The 19,841-nt window shown below is 70.0% G+C and carries 13 protein-coding genes and 1 pseudogene; 10 read left to right on the forward strand and 4 right to left on the reverse strand.

The window, feature by feature from the left end:
* Window positions 1-85 precede the first annotated feature (85 nt).
* Complete coding sequence (locus AX721_RS16425) at window positions 86-454, forward strand: VOC family protein (RefSeq protein WP_068877073.1); 369 nt, start codon at window positions 86-88, stop codon at window positions 452-454.
* A 614-nt stretch (window positions 455-1,068) separates the two neighbouring features.
* Complete coding sequence (locus AX721_RS16430; protein ID WP_068877074.1) at window positions 1,069-3,075, forward strand: redoxin domain-containing protein; 2,007 nt, start codon at window positions 1,069-1,071, stop codon at window positions 3,073-3,075.
* Here AX721_RS16430 and AX721_RS16435 read toward each other — a convergent pair.
* Window positions 3,072-4,979: a TonB-dependent receptor gene (locus AX721_RS16435; protein ID WP_068877075.1), complete on the reverse strand. Its 1,908-nt coding sequence runs from the start codon at window positions 4,977-4,979 to the stop codon at window positions 3,072-3,074. The genes AX721_RS16430 and AX721_RS16435 overlap by 4 nt on opposite strands.
* A 105-nt stretch (window positions 4,980-5,084) precedes the next feature.
* Between AX721_RS16435 and AX721_RS16440 the strand changes: the two genes are divergently transcribed.
* Entirely contained in the window at window positions 5,085-7,187 is a 2,103-nt protein-coding gene (locus AX721_RS16440) for a winged helix-turn-helix domain-containing protein (RefSeq protein WP_068877076.1), read from the forward strand.
* Window positions 7,188-7,191: 4 nt separating this feature from the next.
* Here the strand turns inward: AX721_RS16440 and scpA are convergent, their stop codons facing one another.
* The 3 genes from scpA to AX721_RS16455 form a co-directional block, all read right to left on the reverse strand.
* On the reverse strand, window positions 7,192-9,345 hold the full coding sequence (gene scpA, locus AX721_RS16445) for a methylmalonyl-CoA mutase (RefSeq protein WP_068877077.1): 2,154 nt from the start codon (window positions 9,343-9,345) through the stop codon (window positions 7,192-7,194).
* Entirely contained in the window at window positions 9,342-10,736 is a 1,395-nt protein-coding gene (locus AX721_RS16450) for a methylmalonyl-CoA mutase family protein (RefSeq protein WP_068877078.1), read from the reverse strand. Before AX721_RS16450 ends, scpA begins: the two co-directional genes overlap by 4 nt.
* A gap of 75 nt (window positions 10,737-10,811) precedes the next feature.
* Window positions 10,812-11,837, reverse strand: a complete 1,026-nt coding sequence (locus AX721_RS16455) for an alpha/beta hydrolase (RefSeq protein WP_068877079.1) — start codon at window positions 11,835-11,837, stop codon at window positions 10,812-10,814.
* 189 nt (window positions 11,838-12,026) lie between these two features.
* Between AX721_RS16455 and AX721_RS16460 the strand changes: the two genes are divergently transcribed.
* From AX721_RS16460 to AX721_RS16490, 7 genes and pseudogenes are all read left to right on the forward strand, one after another.
* The gene (locus AX721_RS16460; RefSeq protein WP_068877080.1) at window positions 12,027-13,031 is read left to right on the forward strand and encodes a nitronate monooxygenase family protein; all 1,005 of its coding nucleotides are present in this window, start codon (window positions 12,027-12,029) and stop codon (window positions 13,029-13,031) included.
* Between the two features lie 232 nt (window positions 13,032-13,263).
* Window positions 13,264-15,588 (forward strand): annotated as a pseudogene (locus tag AX721_RS16465) (TonB-dependent receptor); the annotation flags it as partial.
* A 162-nt stretch (window positions 15,589-15,750) separates the two neighbouring features.
* Window positions 15,751-16,776: a sulfate ABC transporter substrate-binding protein gene (locus AX721_RS16470; protein ID WP_068877082.1), complete on the forward strand. Its 1,026-nt coding sequence runs from the start codon at window positions 15,751-15,753 to the stop codon at window positions 16,774-16,776.
* Between the two features lie 6 nt (window positions 16,777-16,782).
* A complete protein-coding gene (cysT, locus tag AX721_RS16475; protein ID WP_068877083.1) occupies window positions 16,783-17,652 on the forward strand; it encodes a sulfate ABC transporter permease subunit CysT in 870 nt (289 codons plus the stop codon).
* Window positions 17,649-18,515: a sulfate ABC transporter permease subunit CysW gene (cysW, locus tag AX721_RS16480; RefSeq protein ID WP_068877084.1), complete on the forward strand. Its 867-nt coding sequence runs from the start codon at window positions 17,649-17,651 to the stop codon at window positions 18,513-18,515. The genes cysT and cysW overlap by 4 nt, the downstream gene beginning before the upstream one ends.
* Window positions 18,487-19,569 carry a sulfate/molybdate ABC transporter ATP-binding protein gene (locus AX721_RS16485; protein ID WP_197422612.1) on the forward strand — a complete coding sequence of 361 codons (1,083 nt, stop codon included), beginning with the start codon at window positions 18,487-18,489 and terminating at the stop codon, window positions 19,567-19,569. The genes cysW and AX721_RS16485 overlap by 29 nt, the downstream gene beginning before the upstream one ends.
* Before the next feature lie 33 nt (window positions 19,570-19,602).
* Entirely contained in the window at window positions 19,603-19,836 is a 234-nt protein-coding gene (locus tag AX721_RS16490; RefSeq protein WP_068877085.1) for a DUF5961 family protein, read from the forward strand.
* Window positions 19,837-19,841 lie beyond the last annotated feature (5 nt).

Here is a 19,841-nt window from a genome sequence, read left to right on the forward strand (position 1 = left end):
CTTTGGGCTGACGCCGAACGCCCTCCCTAGTTAGCACCCGGGGAGGGCGTTTCCGTCTCCGGGCCCTAGGCCCTAGGATCGGGCCATGCTGCGGCACGTGAAATTCGCCAACCTGCCGGTGAGGGACCAGGATCGGGCGCTGGCGTTCTGGCGCGACCAAGTGGGCTTGGCCGTCGTGACGGACGAGGCCTATGGCGAGGGGTTCCGCTGGATCGAGCTGTCGCTAGGCGAAGCCGAGACGCGGATCGTCTTCACGCGGCGGGCGGACGACCTGCCTTCGGACCAGCCGGACCTGATCCTGATCTGCGACGACGTAGACGACAGCTTCGCCGAGCTGGGCGCCAGGGGCGTGGTGTTCACGCAGGACCCTCAGGACGCGCCCTGGCGGCCGGGGGAGCGCTATGCGCTGTTCCGCGACAGCGAGGGCAACCTGGTGATGCTGGGGAACGGCTGACGGTCAGGCCAACCTGGGGAGGCAACGATCCGCATGTTGGCGGGGGACAGGTGTGTCGCCGCGGAAGCGGACCTGAGGAATGGCTGCGGGTGGATGGGAGGCGGTCCTTTACCTCCCCTGCGAAGCGGGGGAGGTAAAAGTCAGCATAGGGGCGAACGCCGTCTCTGTCGGCGAGCCCGATAGCGGACGCCCCTCGATGGCCGACAAGCGGGTCTCTCCCGGGGTCGCAGATGGATGGGTCGCTGACTTCAACTCCTCTCCCCCCGAGCGGAGCGAAGAGTGGGGAGAGGGTAGGGAGAGGGGCGGCGCAGGCTTGGCCGCTGCCGCTCCAGGTTAAGCCGGGACCCATGGAAGGAGGCTCGCCGCATGCGTGGATGGGCCATGGCTGGGCCGCCGTGGAAGCTGTGCGCCCTGCGTCGCCCCTCTCCCTACCCTCTCCCCTCTCGCTTCGCGTGGGGGAGAGGAGGCGGAACGTCTGTAGTCTCGATGCTGGCGCGGGAGCCGCGTCCATCCCGGGGTTTCGAAATATTGGCGTAATGTTGGGCCCGGAAGATGACGGGGCGTTCAACTTGCCGGCGGCCCCGGCCCATAAAATACGTTTGGGGGAACATCCGATGAGCACCGCCCGCTACGGCGTCCTGGCCCTCCTGGCTTCCACGGCCCTGCTTTCGAGCTGCGCCACCGACACGACGGCCCCCAGCGCGATGGCCCAGGGCTCGGCCGTCAACGCCTCGGCGACCACGCCGGCGAACGTGGACAACTTCATGCTGGTGGACGCGGGCCTGGAGGCGCACGAGCTGTACCGGCTGTCGGACGCGCCGGCGGTGGTGATCGTGACACAGGCCAACGGCGATCCGGCGATCCGCGCCGCGGCGCCGGCGCTGAAGACGCTGGCGGCGTCGTATGGCGCCAAGGGCGTGGAGTTCCTGCTGCTGAACTCGAACCTCAAGGACCGCCGGGAGGCGATCCTGGCCGAGGCCGACAAGGTGGGCTTCGGCGTTCCGATCCTTTTGGACGTGAACCAGCTGGTGGGCGAGAGCCTAGGGGTCGCCCGCTCGGCCGAGGCGTTCGTCATCAATCCGAAGACCTGGCAGGTCGTCTATCGCGGCCCGGTGGCCGGCGTGGGCCCGGCGCTGGACGCTCTGGCGGCCGGCCAGCCGATCCCGGCGTCGAACGCGGCGCTGACCGGCATGCCGATCGCCTTCCCCGAGCGCGGGGCGGGGGCGAAGCTGACCTATGTGAAGGACGTGGCGCCGATCCTGGAGGCCAAGTGCGTGGCCTGTCACCAGGAAGGCGGCATCGGCCCGTTCGCCATGACCAACTACGAGATGGTCAAGGGCTTCTCGCCCATGATCCGCGAGGTGATCCGCACCGACCGGATGCCGCCGTACAACGCCGACCCGCACGTGGGGAAATTCTCGGACGACAAGAACCTGTCGCCGGCCGAGATCAAGACGCTGGTCCACTGGATCGAGGCCGGCGCGCCGCGGGGCGAGGGGACCGACCCGCTGGGCGCCGTGAAGCACGTGGCCGCCGAGTGGCCGCTGGGCAAGCCGGACATGGTGATCGACATCCCGGCGTTCAAAGTGCCGGCCTCGGGCGTCGTGGACTATCAGCGGCCGGCCATCGCCAACACCCTGACCGAGGGCAAGTGGATCCGGGCCACGACCGTGAAGCCGGGCGACCGCCAGTCGGTGCACCACGTGCTCACCGGCTGGATGAGCGAGATGCCTGCCAACGGCCAGTCGTCCGAGACCCGCTGGAAGGGCTCGGTGGGCGGCTATGCCGTGGGCGCGGAGTCGAACATCTATGCGTCGAACGTGGGCAGCTACCTGCCGGCGGGCGGGGCGATCGGCTTCCAGATGCACTACACGCCCTATGGCAAGGAGGCGGTCGATAACTCCAAGATCGGGGTCTATTTCTACGACAAGCCGCCGGAGCTGATGATGCGCAGCGTGGTGGTGATCGACCCCACCATCACCATCGCCGCCAACGCCGGCCGCCACAAGGAAGTGGCGTATGTGGAGTTCCCGAACGACGCGCTGCTGTATTCGGCGTTCCCGCACGCGCATTACCGGGCCTATTCCAACGACCTGTGGCTGCAGACGCCGGACGGCAAGAAGACGCTGCTGCTGAGCCTGCCGCGGTACGACTTCAACTGGCAGCGGGCCTATACGTTCGAAAAGCCGATCAGGATCCCGGCCGGCTCGCGGATCATCGCCAACTACGTCTACGACAACTCCAAGCGGAACCCGGCCAACCCCGACCCGACCATCAAGGTCACCTGGGGCGAGCAGAGCCACGAGGAGATGCTGTTCACCCAGCTGTCGTTCCGCTGGCTGGACGAGACGGCGGCCAAGCAGGTGGACAGCGACGCCCGGTTCGCGCCCACGCGCCTGATGGGCATGATGGACGACAACCTGGACGGCAAGCTGCAGAAGGCCGAGGCCAAGGGCCAGCTGGGCACGATGATCGCCACCTATTTCGACCGCATCGACACCAGCAAGGACGGAGCCCTGGACAAGGCCGAGCTGGCCGCGGCCCAGGCCCTGCTGCCCGGCCGCCGCCGCGGCTCCGCCGAGGCCAGCAACGCGCCGGCCCAGCCGACGGGCGGCCGCTAGCCGTTCGGGCCGAAGGTGAGGGTCAGCATGGCCCTGACCGTTCGCGGGGCGATGGGCCAGAGCAGGCTGGAGGGCGAGGCCCAGTAGCCGCCCTCGGCCGTGATGTTGGAGGCCAGGATCCGGAACTGGGCCGGGCGGCCGGCAAGCTCGAACCGGCGTCGGGCGCCGATGTTGAGGAGCGGCGCGGCGGGGGTCTTGAAGGTGTTGCCGCTGTCGGCCCACCGCTCGCCCCAGTAGGTGAACTGCGCATCCACTGCCCAGCCGGCGGCGAGGTCGCGCTCGACGCTGGCGTTGACCACGGTGGTCGAGATGCCGGCCGCGCGCGATCCGACCACGCCCGCGTCCACGAGCGGGCCGGTGACCTCCGGCTCGAACACCACCGCGCCCAGGACGACGCTGGTCTTCTCATCCAGCCGGCCCGCCAGCGACCCTTCGATCCCGCGATGCCGCACCCGTCCGACCAGGTCGAAGGCGCCGTCCGCGCGGAAGCCGGTGGTAGGCTTGGAGACGTCGAAGACCGCGCCGATGAGCGTCAGGTCCGGGGTCAGGGCGTGGCGCACGCCCAGCTCGAACTGCTCGGCCTCGACCGGCGGCAGGACCTCGTTGCGGTTGGTGGCCGACTGGGGCGCGACGCCCGACTCCTCCAGGCCGGTCACCCAGCTTCCGAACACCGAGGTGCGCGGCGTCAGGCTGACGATGGCCGAGGCGTTGTAGAGGGTGGTCTCGCTGACGCCCCGGGTCCGGGCGCCGCCGACGGTGTCGACGGTCTTGTCGTAGCGGGTGCGGTGGGCGCCGAGGCGCAGCTGCAGGCGCTCGCCCCAGACGAGGCCATAGCCCACCGAGCCGGTGACCTGCTCGACCACGTCCAGGCCCCGGGCGCCGGACCAGCGGGGCTCGGGGCTGGGCGGCGGCTTGCCGGCCAGGGTGAAGGCGCCGATGTCCACGGCGAGGCTGGAGGCCAGGTCCACCTCGCTGCGCCGGCCCCGGGCCGAGACGCTGAAGAGATGGCTGAGCTCGCCCGTGCGGACCACGCGGCTCACCCGCGCCTCGGCGCTGTCGGACACATTGGTGCGGCCCGGGCTCACCAGCGTCTTGCCCCTGGCCGAGCCGTCGGCGCGGGTCTCGATCACCGTGAAGTCGGATCGGTCGTTGTCGAAGATGGAGCGGAAGGCCGACAGGTTCACCGACCAGTCGCCGAAGGCGCCGTCGTAGAGGACGCCCAGGTTGGTGTTGGCCGCCTCCACCCGCGCCCAGTCGGGGCCGTAGTTGTGCAGCGTGCGCGGATTGGGCGGCAGGGCGTCGTCGGCCGCCTTCATGGCGTAGTCGCCGTCGTAGTTCCGCGCGTAGTGGCTGGCGAAGGCGCGGAGCCTCTGGTTGGGCGAGACCCGCCAGGCGCCGACGACGCCCACGTCCGCCGCCTCGCCCTCCGTCCCGGGCGCCCACCGCACCAGGGGCCGGGCCACGAAGCCGCCGGCCAGGCTGAAGCGGCCATCCTCGCTCTTCCACGAGCCATTGCCCTCGATCGTGCGCGTGCCGAAGTCGCGCAGGCCGGCGCCCAGGCTGAACTGGTTCACCGGTCCGGCCTCGCGCAGGCGGTAGCTCACCACGCCCGACGGCGCCGGATAGGCCAGGCGCGCGGCGTTGACGCCCACGCGGACCCCCACGCCCGCCAGCACCGGGTCGTTCAGGGGTGACGCCCGGCTGAAGTAGGCGTCCTCGATCCGGTAAGCGCCCGAGGCGCCGAGGTCGAAGCCGCGCACCTGGCCCTCGCTGTAGAGGCCGAGCTGCTCGACCCCCACGCGCTCGCCGAAGGCGTCGGCGGCGGACTTCACCGCGCTGTCCTGGGCCGCGGCGGGCGTGGCGGCGGCAAGAGCGAGGAGAAGCGGACACGTGGTGCGTGACATCGTTGTAATCCCGGCGGAACCTGACTGTTCAGACGGGACGATCTGTCCGATGTTGCGGCGGGGACGGCGTGGCTGCGGGCGTGATTTCTACGTGATGGTTTCGCGATGAACGAACATGTCGCGCTATGGCCGAAGCTGGCGTTGGCCCGGGAGCTGCCGTTCAGCCTGGCCGGCACCCAAGTCCGCCCCTCGGCCCTGGAGGTCGAGTACGCGGGCCAGGTCGCGGCGCTGGAGCCGCGGGTCATGAAGGTGCTGGTGGCGCTGCACCGGGCCAAGGGCCATCCGGTCAGCCGCGACGAGCTGATCGACCTCTGCTGGGAAGGCCGCATCGTCACCGAGGGCGCGCTGAACCGCTGCGTGGCCCACCTGCGCAAGGCGCTGGGCGCCAACCCGCGCATCCGCCTGGACACCATTCCGACCGTCGGCTACCGCCTGCAGGCCGGGGCGGAGATCCAGCCGCTGCCCACGGCGGCGAACACGGACGCGCCGCCGGCGGCGGCGGTCGGAGCCTCGGCCCCGACGCGACGCCGCCGCTGGCCGCTGCTGGCCGGCGGGGCGACGGCGCTCGCGGCGATCGCGGGCGCGGCGGCGCTGATGTCGGCGCCGCGGCCGGTGACCTGGACCGCCGAGGCCTATCACCAGCTCACCGCCGAGCCGGGGATGGAGACGCACCCGGCGCTCTCGCCGAACGGCCAGCAGATCGTCTTCGCCCAACGGCCGGACTCGACGGTCTATCGCGATCTCTACATCCGCAGCATCGACCAGGGCACGCCGGTGCGGATCACCAGCGACCCGAACGACGACCACAGCGCCGCCTGGTCGCCGAGCGGCGACCGCATCGCCTTCGTCCGGACCATGCCGGGCGGCCACTGCTCGATCCTGGTCGTGCCGATGCCGGTGGGCGCCGAGCGGACGGCGGCCCGCTGCCAGTCGGCGGTCTACACCCGGGTGAGCTGGATCAACGAGACCACGCTGGTGTTCGGCGACCGGGCGACGCCCGAAGTCCCCTGGCGGCTGCGGGCGGTCGACCTGACCAGCGGAGCGGTCGAGGACCTGACGGCGCCGTCGCCGGAGACGCTGGGCGACAGCGATCCGATGGTGTCGCCCGACGGCCGGCTGGTGGTGTTCCGTCGCACGCTGCTGCACGGCGCCGACGACCTGTTCCTGATGGACCTGAAGACCGGCCGCGAGCGGGCGCTGACCACCGACGGCTGGAAGGCCGCGGGCTACGTCTGGTCGAACGACAGCCGCCACATCTTCTATTCCTCGAACCGCGGCGGCGAGTTCGGTTTGTGGACCGTCGACACCGCGCGGCGCGATCCGCCCAAGCGCATCAGCCTCGGCGCGGGGCAGTTCACGTTCAGCCGGATGTCCAGCGACCGCCACAACCGCCTGGCGGTCGAGGCCCCGCGGACCCGCACCAACATCGTCGCCATGGGCCCCGACGGCGCCATGACGCCGATCACAAACGGCGGCAGCGCCGACTGGGAGCCGGAAGGCGCGGCGGACGGCACGGTGGCCTATGTCTCCAACCGCTCGGGCGGCTCGGAGCTGTGGATCACCCGACCCGACGGCCGGCCCCTGCGGCTCACCAGCATCGGCGGTAGCTATGTACACTCGCCGGCCTGGTCGCCGGATGGCCAGAGCATCGCCTTCGTGGCCGTGAAGGGGCGCAAGGCCGAGATTTATACCGTGGGGCGTGACGGCTCGCGGCTGCGCGCGGTGACGGCCGACGGCCTGGACAAGGTCGATCCGGTGTTCACGCCCGCGGGGGACCGCCTGCGCTACCTGCAGCGCACGGCGGAGGGCTATCGCGTGATGGAGATCGCCCTGGCCGGCGCGGCCACGCCGCGGGAGGTGGCGGGCGGCCGGGGGTTGAGCGAGCTGCGCCGCGGGCCGGACGGGCGGTACTTCGGCCGGACGGTGAAGGACTCGCGGATCGTGGCCCTGGACCGCGGCCCGGCGCCCGAGGTGCGGATCGGGCCCTACGACACCTGGGCGGTCGGGCCGGGCGGGATCTATGTGTTCGTGGTGCGCGGCGCCTATCCGCCGGCGGTGTGGCTGCACGGCTGGTCCGGCCCGCCGCGCAAGCTGCGCGAAGTGGGCGGCGGCGGCGACATCGGCATCGCCGCCGACGGCCGCGCGCTGTTCTCGCAGTACTACGGCGAAGAGGTCGACCTGGGCCTGTTCGACCTGGCGGCGAAGTAGGGGGCTACGCCGCCGTCTCCTGGGCGTAGCCGAGCTGCTGGTTCAGGCGGTCGAGGACGGTGATGGCCGCCTCCGGGATCACCGTGCCGGGGGCGAAGACCGCCGCCACGCCCATGTCCTCCAGGGCCTTGAAGTCCTCGGGCGGGATGACGCCGCCCACGAACACCAGGATGTCCGGCCGGCCCAGCCTGGCGAGCTCGGCCTTGAGCTCCGGGACCAGGGTCAGGTGGCCGGCGGCCAGGGAGCTGGCGCCCACGGCATGGACCCCGGTCTCAACCGCCTCGGCGGCGGCCTCGGCGGGCGTCTGGAACAGGTCGCCGATCTCCACGTCGAAACCGAGGTCCGCGAAGCCCGAGGCGATCACCTTCTGGCCTCGGTCGTGGCCGTCCTGGCCCATCTTGGCCACCATGATCCGCGGCTTCCTGCCGTCTGCCTGGACGAAAGCCTCGGTCATGGCCCGCGCCCGGTCCGAGGCGGCGGTGGCGCCGGCCTCGCGCAGATAGACGCCCTTCACCGCATCGGCGTGCGCCTTGTGGCGGTTGAACACCTTCTCGAGGGCGAAGCTGATCTCGCCCACGGTGGCCTTGGCGCGGGCGGCGTCGACCGCCAGCTCCAGGAGGTTGGCCTTGCCCGCCGCGCCGGCGGTCAGGGCGTCCAGCGCCGCGGCCACCGCCTCGGGGTCGCGCTCGGCCTTCAGGCGGTTCAGCTTGGCGATCTGGGCCGCGCGCACCGCCGAGTTGTCGACCTTGAGCACCGGGATGTCGTCCGGCACGTCCGGCCGGTAGCGGTTCACCCCCACGACGCTCTGCTTGCCGCTGTCGATCCGCGCCTGGATGCGGGCCGAGGCCTCTTCGATCCGGCGTTTGGGCAAGCCTTCCTCGATGGCCTTGGCCATGCCGCCCAGGGCCTCCACCTCGGCGATGTGGGTCAGGGCCCGCTTGGCGAGGTCGGCGGTCAGGCGCTCGACATAGAAGCTGCCGCCCCAGGGATCGACCACGCGCGGCTGGCCGCTCTCCATCTGCAGGAAGAGCTGGGTGTTGCGGGCGATGCGGGCGGAGAAGTCCGTGGGCAGGGCCAGGGCCTCGTCCAGGGAGTTGGTGTGCAGGCTCTGGGTCTGGCCGCCCGTGGCGCCCATGGCTTCGATGGCCGTGCGGGGCACGTTGTTGAAGACGTCCTGGGCCGCGAGGCTCCAGCCGCTGGTCTGGGTGTGGGCGCGCAGGGCCAGGGACCGGGCGTCCTTGGGGTCGAACTCCTGCTTCATGAGCTTGGCCCAGAGCAGGCGGCTGGCCCGCTGCTTGGCGACCTCCATGAACATGTTCATGCCGGCGCACCAGAAGAACGACAGGCGCGGGGCGAACTGGTCCACCGTCATGCCGGCCGCGACGCCGGCGCGCACATACTCGATGCCGTCGGCCAGGGTGTAGGCCAGTTCCAGGTCCAGCGTCGCCCCGGCTTCCTGCATGTGGTAGCCGCTGATGGAGATCGAGTTGAACCGCGGCATCTCCTTCGACGTGTAGGCGAAGATGTCCGCGATGATCCGCATCGAGGGGCCGGGCGGATAGATGTAGGTGTTCCGGGTCAGGAACTCCTTCAGGATGTCGTTCTGGATCGTGCCGGCCAGCTTCTCGTGCGGCACGCCCTGTTCTTCCGCCGCCACGATGTAGAGCGCCAGGATCGGCAGGACGGCGCCGTTCATGGTCATCGACACGGTCATCTTGTCGAGCGGGATGCCGTCGAACAGCGTCCGCATGTCGTAGATGGAATCGATGGCCACGCCGGCCATGCCGACGTCGCCGGTCACGCGCGGGTGGTCAGAATCGTAGCCGCGGTGGGTGGCCAGGTCGAAGGCGATGGACAGGCCCATCTGACCGGCGGCCAGGTTGCGGCGGTAGAAGGCGTTGGAGTCCTCGGCCGTGGAGAAGCCCGCGTACTGGCGGATCGTCCACGGGTTCGTGGCGTACATGGTGGGGTAGGGGCCGCGCACGAACGGCGCCAGGCCCGGATAGCCGCCCAGGGCCGCCAGTCCTTCGATGTCGGCGGCGGAGTAGGCGGGCCGCACGTCGATGCCTTCAGGCGTCGCCCAGGCCTCGCCGGCGGGGGCGGGGAAGGCGGCTAGCTCGCCGTCGAACGGGAGCGTCGAGAAGTCGGGGAAGCTCACGCCGTCACCTCATGCTTTTCCGACAGCCGCACCGGCGTCAGGACCACGCACTTGCCGTCCGGGCCGGGCAGCCGCGCCGCTTCGGGATCCAGAGTTGCGGCCGCGCCCGGCTCCACCTCCACCGGCGCCTGGTCGGTGGGGGGGAACGCGGTCACGCCGAGGATCTTCGGCTCCCCGCGCGCGGCGACCGCCGCCGCGACGTCCTTCGCCACCAGGCCGCTCTCCAGCGCCTTGATGATTCCGCCGGCCGCTTCGATAGCTTGCAGCCGGTCCCAGGCGGCCCGGGCGATCTGGTCGGTGAGGGCCTCCACATAGCCGGAGCCCGCGGCCGGATCGGCGACCCGGCCGATGCCGGCCTCCTCCATGAGGACGAGCTGGGTGTTGCGGCTCTGGCGGCGGCCGAAGGCGGTGGGCAGGCCGAGGGCGTCGGTGAAGGCGCCCAGCACCACCGCGTCCGCCCCGCCGGCCGCGGCGCCGAAGCCGGCGGCGGTGAGGCGGATCATGTTGGTCCAGGGGTCCTGGGCCGTCAGCATCCGGCGCGAGGTGCGCGCCTCGATGCGGGCCAGGGCGTCGGCGCCCGAGGCGGTCGCTATCCGGGCGAACACGGCGCGTCCGGCGCGCAGCTTGGCCAGCGTCAGGAAGTAGTCGCCGTCGGCGGCCAGCCCCAAAGTGATCCGCGCGAAGGCGTCCGTCACCGGCATGCCGGCCCGCACCAGCGCCTTTGCGTAGGCGATAGCGGACGCGGCGGCCACGGCCACTTCCAGCGCCTCGCCGCCGCCGGCCTCATGGGCCACCCGGCCCGAGGCCAGGAACAGCTGCGCCTGGGGATAGGTCTGCGCCAGGCGCACGCCCACGGTCGCGGCGCTGACCAGGTGGCTCTCGATCGGCCCGGGGCTCCCGCCGGCCTCGGCGAAGACGCTCAGCGGATCCATGTGCAGGTTCAGCTTCGCGCCGGGCGACGACTTGGCCACCGCATGCAGCGCGTCGGCCGCCTTGGGCCCGAGGAATCCGGCGTCGAGGCCGACCGGGGCCAGCTCGACGATCACGTCCTTCAGCGCCCGGCCCAGCGCCTCGGCGGTGGCATGCCCCTTCACGATGACGGACGCCGCGCCACCTTCTAGGTCGGCCAGCAGCTCGGCGTTCGCCCGGGCCGGATCGGCGTGCGCGGACAGCACGCGGATGTCCCAGGGCCGCTCGCCGTCGAACGGGCGGGCGGGAAAGGCGGCCGGCCGCTCGGCGGCGGCATAGAGGGGAGCGATTTCCAGGCCTTCGACGGTGGACTTGACCAGGCTCGCGAAGGGCTTGTCGCCCAGCGTCTTGGCCACGAGGGCGCGCCAGGCGTCTTCGCCGGCGGGCGGGATTCCAGGGTCGAGAAGGATCGTGTCGGCCATGGCGGGAATTGCGCCCCCGCACGCGCGGGCGTCAAGTTCACGCAAGGGGAGAGGAGGGCGTGACCGCCTCGGACCTCAGGGCGCCAGCTCCGCCACCAGACGCCAGCTCCGCTGCTCGGTGATGTAGGCCCGGTTGCCGATGCTTTCGGGCGGGGCGCCGCGGAGGACTTCGGTCAGGTCGCGGGCCATGGCGCGGCTGCGGATGTAGTAGCTGTGCAGCACCAGGGGGTCGGCGTCGCCGGCCACGTTGCGGCAGTCCACCAGCACGATCTTCTTGGGGATCATGTCGATCAGCCGCGGGCCGTCCGAGCCCAGGCGGTCGGGGTTGGTCTTGGTCTTGTCCGAGATCAGCAGGGCGCGGTCGTTGGGGTTGAAATAGACCGTCACCTGCCGGCCGAGGCGGGGCAGCAGCTTCAGCTTGCTGTCGTGCTCGAAGGTGTCGTCGTCCTCGTCGGGGGCCGCCAGCATGATCTGGTCGAAGAAGCGGTTGAGGGCGGTGGGTTCCTTGGCGATCAGGGCCTGGAGGCCCTGGCGCAGCACATAGGCCCCCATGCTGTGGGCCAGCAGGTGAAGCCGCCGCTGGCAGTATTCCTCGCTGTCCAGCTTCACGAGGTAGTCGCGGAGCTTCAGGTAGGTCCGGGCCAGGGCCGGCCCCGTCGCGCGCGCGTCCTCCCGGTCGCTGTAGTAGGACATCAGCGGCACCGCCTGGCCGTCGGACGGCCAGCTGAACAGGACGACGTTCACCTGCCGCCCGTCGATCACCACGTCCCGCGCCAGGCGCGCCGCCGCCTCCAGCGCGCCGGTGAAGCTGACGTTGAAGCCGTGGATGAAGACCAGGGTGTCCGAGAGCCCGCCCTTCATCAGCGTGCGCAGGTCTTCGAGGAACCGCTCGGAACCACCCTTGATGCCGGCCTGGGTGGTCCGCTCGGGGTAGACCGTCACGCCGGTGAGCTGCGGTCCGGCGGCGCCGGCGTCGAAGTCCGCATAGCCGAAGCGAAGAGCCGCGACGCCGTCCGGATTGAACTTGCCGCCAAACGCCTGGAGCTTGTTGCCCGGCTGGAAGTTGCGGTTGGTGGCAAAGAAGACCTTGATCGCGGCCATGGGACGCCTCCGAGGGTGAAGCTTCGGCATCTTGGCCAACTCAGGGTCGCGGCGGCAACGTTGTTCTATCGCAGCGGGCTTGGCCGCCGTCGGGTCAGGGTGGCAACATCGGCGCGCCGGGTCGGGATATTGCCGGGCGCGTCATGTTTGCGTACAACGTAAATCTAACAACTGTCCGAGGATCCGCCCATGGCCCTGCCGCCCGTTCTCCGCGACCGCCTCCGCCTGCCGGTGATCGGCAGCCCCCTGTTCATCATCTCGGTCCCCGACCTGGTGATCGCCCAGTGCAAGGCGGGCATCGTCGGCTCGTTCCCGGCGCTGAACGCGCGACCGGCCTCGATGCTGGACGAATGGCTGCACCGGATCACCGAGGAACTGGCGGCCTGGGATCGCGACCATCCGGACACGCCCTCGGCGCCGTTCGCGGTGAACCACATCGTCCACAAGACCAACGACCGGCTGGAGCACGACATCGAGGCGTCCACCAAGTGGAAGGCGCCCATCGTCATCACCTCGCTGGGCGCGCGCGAGGACGTAAACGCGGCGGTGCATTCTTATGGCGGCGTGGTCCTGCACGACATCATCAATGACCGCTTCGGCCGCAAGGCCGTGGAGAAGGGCGCAGACGGCCTGATCGCCGTGGCCGCGGGCGCGGGCGGCCATGCGGGCCAGCTCTCGCCCTTCGCCCTGGTGCAGGAATTGCGCGAGTGGTTCGACGGGCCGATCGCCCTGTCGGGCTCAATCGCCAACGGCCATGCCATCCTGGGCGCCCAGGCCATGGGCGCGGACCTGGCCTATATGGGCTCGGCGTTCATCGCCACGCAGGAGGCGGCGGCCGACCCGGCCTACAAGGAGATGATCGTGGCCTCCAGCGGCGACGACATCGTCTACACCAACCTCTTCACCGGCGTGCACGGCAACTATCTGAAGCCGTCGATCGTCGCCGCCGGCATGGACCCCAACGACCTGCCGCAATCCGACCCGTCGAAGATGAACTTCGGCTCGGGGGGCAACCAGAAGTCCAAGGCGTGGCGCGACATCTGGGGCTGCGGCCAGGGGATCGGGGCCGTGAAGAACGTGCCGACCGTGGCCGAGCTCGTCGGCCGCCTGTCCGACGAGTACGAGCGGGCCAAGGCCGAACTCGCCACCAAAACCTCCTTCACCGCAGGCCGAGTCCTGATGGCGGCGGAATAGGCTTTAGGAAATCTGCGAGGAGGCTCAGCTTAATCCCATCTAGCCGATAGGATTAAAGGGTCTAAGGTCCCCCGACCACAACCGGGGGATTCTTGAGATGACGTCACCAGCCCTGCGCGGGATCGCGCCCGCCTCCGTGGCCCTGCTGTTTTGCGGGGTCGCGACGGAAGCTTTCGCACAGACGGCCGTGCCGGCGCCCGGGACGGACGCGGCGGTGGTCGCGGCGGACCAGGAGGCCGGCGCGACGGTGGGGGAGGTGACCGTCACCGCCCGCCGGCGGCAGGAGACGGTGCAGTCCGTGCCCCTGGCCATCTCGGTGATCGGGGCCGACAAGGTGGACGCCACCGGCGCGTTCAACGTCGGTCGCCTGCAGCAGCTCACGCCGACCCTGCAGTATTATTCCTCGAACCCGCGCAACACGGCGGTCAACATCCGGGGCCTGGGCGTGCCATTCGGCCTGACCAGCGATGGCTTCGAGCAGGGCGTCGGGTTCTATGTGGACGACGTCTATAACGCCCGCGTCGCCACGGCGACGTTCGACTTCCTGGACGTCTCGCGGATCGAGGTGCTGCGTGGGCCGCAAGGCACGCTCTATGGCAAGAACACCACCGCCGGCGCGGTGAACATAACCACGAACCAGCCGACCTTCGACTTCGAGGGGAAGGCCGAGGTCTCGGTCGGCAACCTCCAGTTCAAGCAGGCCAAAGCCGCCATCTCGGGCCCGCTGACCGACACCATCGCCGCGCGCCTGGCGATCTCGACCACCACCCGCCGGGGCACGATCTACAACGTCACCAGCCGCCAGTACGTAAACGCCCAGGACAACCTCGGCGTCCGGGGGCAAATCCTCTACCGGCCCAGCGACGATCTCGCGGTGACGTTCGCAGCCGACTACAGCAAGCAGGACGCCGAGTGCTGCGCCCAGATCTATGTGCGGACCGGCGCGACCCAGCGGCCGCTGAACCGTCAGTACGCCGCCCTGGCGGCCGCGCAGGGCTATACGGTCGTCAGCACCAATCCTTTCGACCGCCTGACCGACGTCGACGCCAATCTCAACGCGGGCAACAAGATCGGCGGGGTTTCGGCGCGGATGGTCTGGAACGTGGGGCCGGGCACGCTGACGTCGATCACCGCGTGGCGCTTCTGGGACTGGAAGCCCGAGAACGACCGCGACTTCCTGGGGCTGTCGATCGTCTCGAAGTCGCAGAACCCGTCGCAGCAGGACCAGTACTCGCAGGAGCTGCGCTACAACTACGCCAACGCGCGGCTCGATCTCGTGGTGGGCGCCTTCGCCTTCAAGCAACGGGTCGATACGCAAGGGGTCGAGCAGCAAGGGCCCGCCTCCAGCCGCTGGAACATCGCTCCCAGCAACCCGCTCTCGAACGATCCGACCGTCCTGGACGGCCTGGTGGCGCGCAACACGCAGTCGCTCAAGAACACCAGCTTCGCCCTGTTCGGACAGGCGAGTTGGAAGCTCACCGAGGACTTCACCATCCAGCCGGGCGTGCGGCTGAACTACGACAAGAAGGAAGGGTTCTATCAGCGCCTCGTCTTCGACGGGCAGGGTCTGCCGGTGCTGTCGGGACAGACGGGCGCCCGGCGCGCCGCGCAGCTGGCCGTCTTCACGCCGCAGCTCAGCGCGCCGGAGTTCAGCGACTGGAACTTCAGCTACGACCTGACGGCCAGTTATCGCTTCGCGCGGGACGTGCTGGGCTATGCGACCTACGCCAAGAGCTTCAAGACCGGCGGCGTGAACCAGAACGGCCTGCCGACCGACGCGGCCGGCAACCCAATCCTGGCGGCGGGCGCCATCAAGCCGGAGGACGTGGACCACTACGAGGCAGGCCTGAAGACGCAGTTCTGGGATCGGCGGGCGACCCTCAACCTCGCGGCCTTCCGCACCGACATCAAAGACTATCAGGCCACGGTCACGAACGGGCAGCTGGGCGTCCTTCGCGGCTATCTGGCGAATGCCGGGAAGGTGAGGAGCCAGGGCTTCGAGTTCGACGTCGCCGTCCGGCCCAGCGAGCGGGTCAACGCCTATCTCAACGGCGCCTACACCGACGCCACGTACCGCAAGTTCGTCGACGCCCCGTGCCCGCCGGAGCTTTCGGGCGGCACGACGGTGGGCGCCGGGCAAACGCCGAGCGCGCCGGGAACGCCCGGTGGCCTCAGTCCGGCCAACTGCGACATCTCGGGCCAGCGGCTTCCGGGCGTGTCCAAGTGGAGCCTCTCGTTCGGGGCCGAGGTGAACGCGCCGGCGACGCTGCTGGGCAATGAGGGCGAGGTCTACCTGGGCTACGACGGCAGCTACCGGTCCAATTTCTCGTCCAACGCCTCGCCGTCGGCCTACACCTGGGTAGACGGCTACGCCCTGTCGAATTTCCGGGCCGGCTTCCGTACCCCGGACGGGATCAACCTCTACGCCTGGGTGCGCAACGCCTTCGACGAGGACTACTTCGAGCAACTCGCCGTGGGACCCAGCAACACCGGGCTGATCGCCGGCGCGCCAGGCGACCCGCGGACCTTCGGCGTCACTCTCAAGGCCGGGTTCTGACCCCGCGCCACCGCAGAAAAACTGCGGCCGCCATCATGTTAATCCTATTTAATCCATGGGATTTATCTGGCATAACTGTGGCCCCGGGTTTGACCGCAGGCGCGCCGTGGCGCCTCGGATCACCGTCTGCGTTCTAGGTTCGCCCATTCCAGGAACTGCGCCATGATGATCGACGAGACCCTGAATCGCCGCCGCCTGATCGCCAGCGGCGCAGCCTTCGCGGCCCTACCCAGCCTGGCGAACGCCCAGGCGGGCAAGCCGCTGACCCTGCTGAACGTCAGCTACGATCCGACGCGGGAATTGTACAAGGACGTCAACGCCGCCTTCGCCGCCTATTGGAAGTCGCGGACCGGCCAGACCCTGACGATCAATCAGAGCCACGGCGGCTCGGGCAAGCAGGCCCGGGCGGTCATCGACGGCCTGGAGGCCGACGTGGTCACCCTGGCCCTAGCCTATGACATCGACGAGATCGCGACCCGCGCCAAGCTGCTGCCGGCCAACTGGCAGAGCCGGCTGCGCAACAACTCGGCGCCCTACACCTCGACCGTCGTGTTCCTGGTGCGGAAGGGCAATCCCAAGGGCGTCAGGGACTGGGGCGACCTGATCAGGCCCGGCATGCAGGTGATCACGCCCAACCCGAAGACCTCGGGCGGCGCGCGCTGGAACTACCTGGCCGCCTACGCCTGGGCGCTGAAACAGCCGGGCGGCACGCCGGCCAAGGCAGAGGCCTATATGGCGGCCCTGTTCAGGAACGTGCCGGTGCTCGACACCGGCGCGCGGGGCTCCACCACCACCTTCGCCGAGCGCGGCCTGGGCGATGTGCTGCTGGCCTGGGAGAACGAGGCCTATCTGTCGCTGGAGGAGTTCGGGCCCAAGTTCGACATCGTCTACCCCAGCCTCTCGATCCTGGCCGAGCCGACCGTGGCCCTGGTGGACCGCAACGTCGACCGCCATCGAACCCGCGTGGTCGCCACCGGCTATCTCAACTTCCTCTACAGCCCCCTGGCGCAAGACCTGATCGGCAAGCACCATTTCCGCCCGCGCGATCCGAAGGCCCTGGCGAAGTACGGAGCCAAGTTCCGGAAACTGCCCATGGTGACCATCGACGGGCAGTTCGGGGGATGGCGGAAGGCGCAGGCGGCGCACTTCGCCGACGGCGGCGTCTTCGACCGCATCTACCGGCGCTAGATCCGGATGACTGTCGCCGCACTGGCGTCCCCGCCGCGGACGCCTCGCCGTCGCTGGCTGCAGCCCAGCATCCTGCCGGGCTTCCCCTTGGCCATGGGCTGGACCCTCATGTGGCTGGGCGTGGTGGTCGTCCTGCCGCTCACCGCGCTGGTGCTGCGTCCCTGGGAGGTCGGGCTCTCCGGGATCTGGTCCACCCTGACCGACGACCGGGTGCTGGCCGCGCTGCGCCTCAGCTTCGGCGCGTCGCTTCTGGCGGCGCTGAGCAACGTTCCGCTGGGCCTGATGACCGCCTGGACGCTGACGCGGTATCAGTTTCCAGGGCGGCGCGTCATCGACGCGCTGGTCGACCTGCCGTTCGCCCTGCCGACCGCGGTGGCGGGCATCGCGCTCACGGCCATCTACGGCCCAACCGGCGTGCTCGGCGAGCCGCTCGCGAAGCTGGGGATCAAGGCGGCCTACAATCCGATCGGGGTCTACATCGCGCTGCTGTTCATCGGCCTGCCGTTCGTGGTGCGGACGGTGCAGCCGGTGCTGCAGGACCTGGACCGGGAGGTGGAGGAGGCCGCCCAGACCCTCGGCGCCACCAACCTGCAGCGCTTTCGCCTGGTGGTGCTGCCGGCGGTGCTGCCGGCGCTGGTCTCGGGCTTCAGCCTGGCCTTCGCGCGGGCGGTGGGCGAGTACGGCAGCGTGATCTTCATCGCCGGCAACATGCCGCTGAAGTCCGAGATCGCCCCGCTGCTGATCGTCATCAAGCTGGAGCAGTACGACTACGCCGGCGCCGCCACCGTGGGACTGGCCATGCTGCTGATCTCCTTCGGCGCACTGCTGGCGGTCAATGGCCTGCAGCTCGTCCTGGCCCGGCGAGGCCGCGCATGACCCTGCCTCGCCAAGGCTTCGCAGGGCCGGGCCCTGTGGTTCGGCTGCCGGGTCTGGCGCCGGTGTTCCTGGTCCTGACGCTCGGGGTGCTGGGGGTCCTGATCGTGCTGCCGCTGGGGGTGGTGTTCCACCAGGCGTTCGCCCGGGGGCTGGAGGCCTATCTGGAGCCGCTGAAGCAGCCCGACGCACTGGCCGCGATCCGGCTGACGCTGGTGGTGGCGGCGATCTCCGTGCCGCTGAACGCGGTGTTCGGCGTCGCGGCCGCGTGGGCGGTGGCCCGGTTCGAGTTCCGGGGCAAGAGCCTGCTGGTCACCTTCATCGACCTGCCGTTCTCGATGTCGCCGGTGGTCTCGGGCCTGGTCTGGGTGTTGCTGTTCGGCGCTCAAGGGTGGTTCGGCCCCTGGCTGCAGGATCATGGCGTGAAGATCATCTTCGCCACCACGGGCCTGGTCCTGGCGACCACCCTGGTCACCCTTCCGTTCGTGGCCCGCGAGCTGATCCCGCTGATGCAGGACCAGGGCGCGGACGAGGAAGCGGCGGCGCTCACCCTGGGCGCCGGCGGCTGGACCACCTTCTTCCGGGTGACCCTGCCCAACATCAAGTGGGCGCTGCTCTATGGCGTCCTTCTGTGCAACGCCCGCGCCATGGGCGAGTTCGGCGCGGTGTCCGTCGTTTCCGGCAGCGTGCGTGGCCTGACCACCACTTTGCCGCTCCACGTCGAGGTGCTCTACAATGACTACGAATTCGTCGGCGCCTTCGCGGCGGCCTCAGTCCTGGCCGGCCTCGGGCTCCTCACCCTGGTCCTCAAGACCTTCCTCGAATGGCGTCATTCCGGTGAACTTTCGGCAAGCCGACGACACTAGCTCCCCGACCGCCACCGCCCTGGAGATCAAGGGAATCTCCAAGGCCTTCGGCCGCTTTCCGGCGCTGAAGGACGTGTCGCTCCAGGCCAAGGACAAGGAGTTCCTGGCGCTGCTGGGGCCGTCCGGCTCGGGCAAGACCACGCTGCTGCGCGTACTGGCCGGGCTGGAGACGCCCGACGCCGGCGAGGTGCGGTTCGCGGGCGAGGACTTCCTGTCCCTGCCGGTGCGCCGCCGGAAGGTGGGGATGGTGTTCCAGCACTACGCCCTGTTCCGGCACATGACGGTCGCCCAGAACATCGCGTTCGGGCTGACGGTCCGGAAGCGGGCGGAGAAGCCGGGCAAGGCCGAGATCGCCGACCGGGTCGCGCACCTGCTGCAGCTCGTGCAGCTCGAGGGCCTCGACAAGCGTTATCCGTCCCAGCTCTCGGGCGGCCAGCGGCAGCGCGTGGCTCTGGCGCGGGCGCTGGCGATCGAGCCGCGGATGCTGCTGCTGGACGAGCCGTTCGGCGCCCTCGACGCCCAGGTCCGGCGCGAGCTGCGGCGCTGGCTGCGCGAGCTGCACGACCGGGCGGGCGTCACCACCGTCTTCGTCACCCACGACCAGGAGGAGGCGCTGGACCTGGCCGACCGGGTGGCGATCCTGAAGGACGGCGAGCTGATCCAACTGGGCACGCCCAACGAGGTCTACGAACATCCTGCGACGCCGTTCGTGTTCGATTTCCTGGGCCAGGCCTGTCGGTTGCCCGGCGTGGTGGACGGCGGGCGGCTGCGGATCGCCGGCTGGGAAGGCGAGGCGCCGGCCGGCGCGCCCCAGGGGCCGGTCGAGGTCTTCTTCCGCCCCGACGAAGTGGCGTTCGCGCCGCCGGGCGGAACCGGCCTGGCGGCCCAGGTGCGCGGCGTCGCCCAGCGCGGTCCGGACGTGCGGATCGACTGCCAGGTGGAAGGCGCACCCATGGAGCTGCAGGCCCACGGGCCCAGCCTGCCGCCGGGCGTCGGTCCGGGGCTGTCGGTGCGGATCACCCCGCTCCGTCCACAGGTTTACGCTGCGGCTTGAATCCAAACGGGCGGGTCGTGCGTTGAAGGGGGCATGAGCGAACTCACCCGCCGCTTTTGTGTCCATGGCGTCGCCGAGTCGGCGTCCCGCGCCCACCTCATCGAAGGCGTCAGCTTCGAGGATGCGGCGCTGACCTTCCTGGGCGAGCACCACCCCGTGGTCGACGCCGACAACGAGGTCAGCCTCTATGTCGAGGACCTGGACACCGGCGAGCGCCAGTGTTTCCGCATCGACCCGGAGACCGGGGAAACCGCGCCCTGCGACTAGCCGCC

Source organism: Phenylobacterium sp. CCH9-H3 (assembly GCF_001557235.1).
In the GTDB taxonomy this organism is placed as follows: Bacteria; Pseudomonadota; Alphaproteobacteria; order Caulobacterales; family Caulobacteraceae; genus Phenylobacterium.

Bases quoted from the DNA above. Each gene is read 5' to 3' on its own strand.
- AX721_RS16490 (WP_068877085.1), top strand. From the start codon at position 19,603: ATGAGCGAACTCACCCGCCGCTTTTGTGTCCATGGCGTCGCCGAGTCG.
- AX721_RS16455 (WP_068877079.1), bottom strand. From the start codon at position 11,837: ATGGCCGCGATCAAGGTCTTCTTTGCCACCAACCGCAACTTCCAGCCG.
- AX721_RS16470 (WP_068877082.1), top strand. From the start codon at position 15,751: ATGATGATCGACGAGACCCTGAATCGCCGCCGCCTGATCGCCAGCGGC.
- AX721_RS16440 (WP_068877076.1), top strand. From the start codon at position 5,085: ATGAACGAACATGTCGCGCTATGGCCGAAGCTGGCGTTGGCCCGGGAG.
- cysT (WP_068877083.1), top strand. From the start codon at position 16,783: ATGACTGTCGCCGCACTGGCGTCCCCGCCGCGGACGCCTCGCCGTCGC.
- AX721_RS16425 (WP_068877073.1), top strand. From the start codon at position 86: ATGCTGCGGCACGTGAAATTCGCCAACCTGCCGGTGAGGGACCAGGAT.
- AX721_RS16460 (WP_068877080.1), top strand. From the start codon at position 12,027: ATGGCCCTGCCGCCCGTTCTCCGCGACCGCCTCCGCCTGCCGGTGATC.
- AX721_RS16435 (WP_068877075.1), bottom strand. From the start codon at position 4,979: ATGTCACGCACCACGTGTCCGCTTCTCCTCGCTCTTGCCGCCGCCACG.
- cysW (WP_068877084.1), top strand. From the start codon at position 17,649: ATGACCCTGCCTCGCCAAGGCTTCGCAGGGCCGGGCCCTGTGGTTCGG.
- AX721_RS16450 (WP_068877078.1), bottom strand. From the start codon at position 10,736: ATGGCCGACACGATCCTTCTCGACCCTGGAATCCCGCCCGCCGGCGAA.
- AX721_RS16430 (WP_068877074.1), top strand. From the start codon at position 1,069: ATGAGCACCGCCCGCTACGGCGTCCTGGCCCTCCTGGCTTCCACGGCC.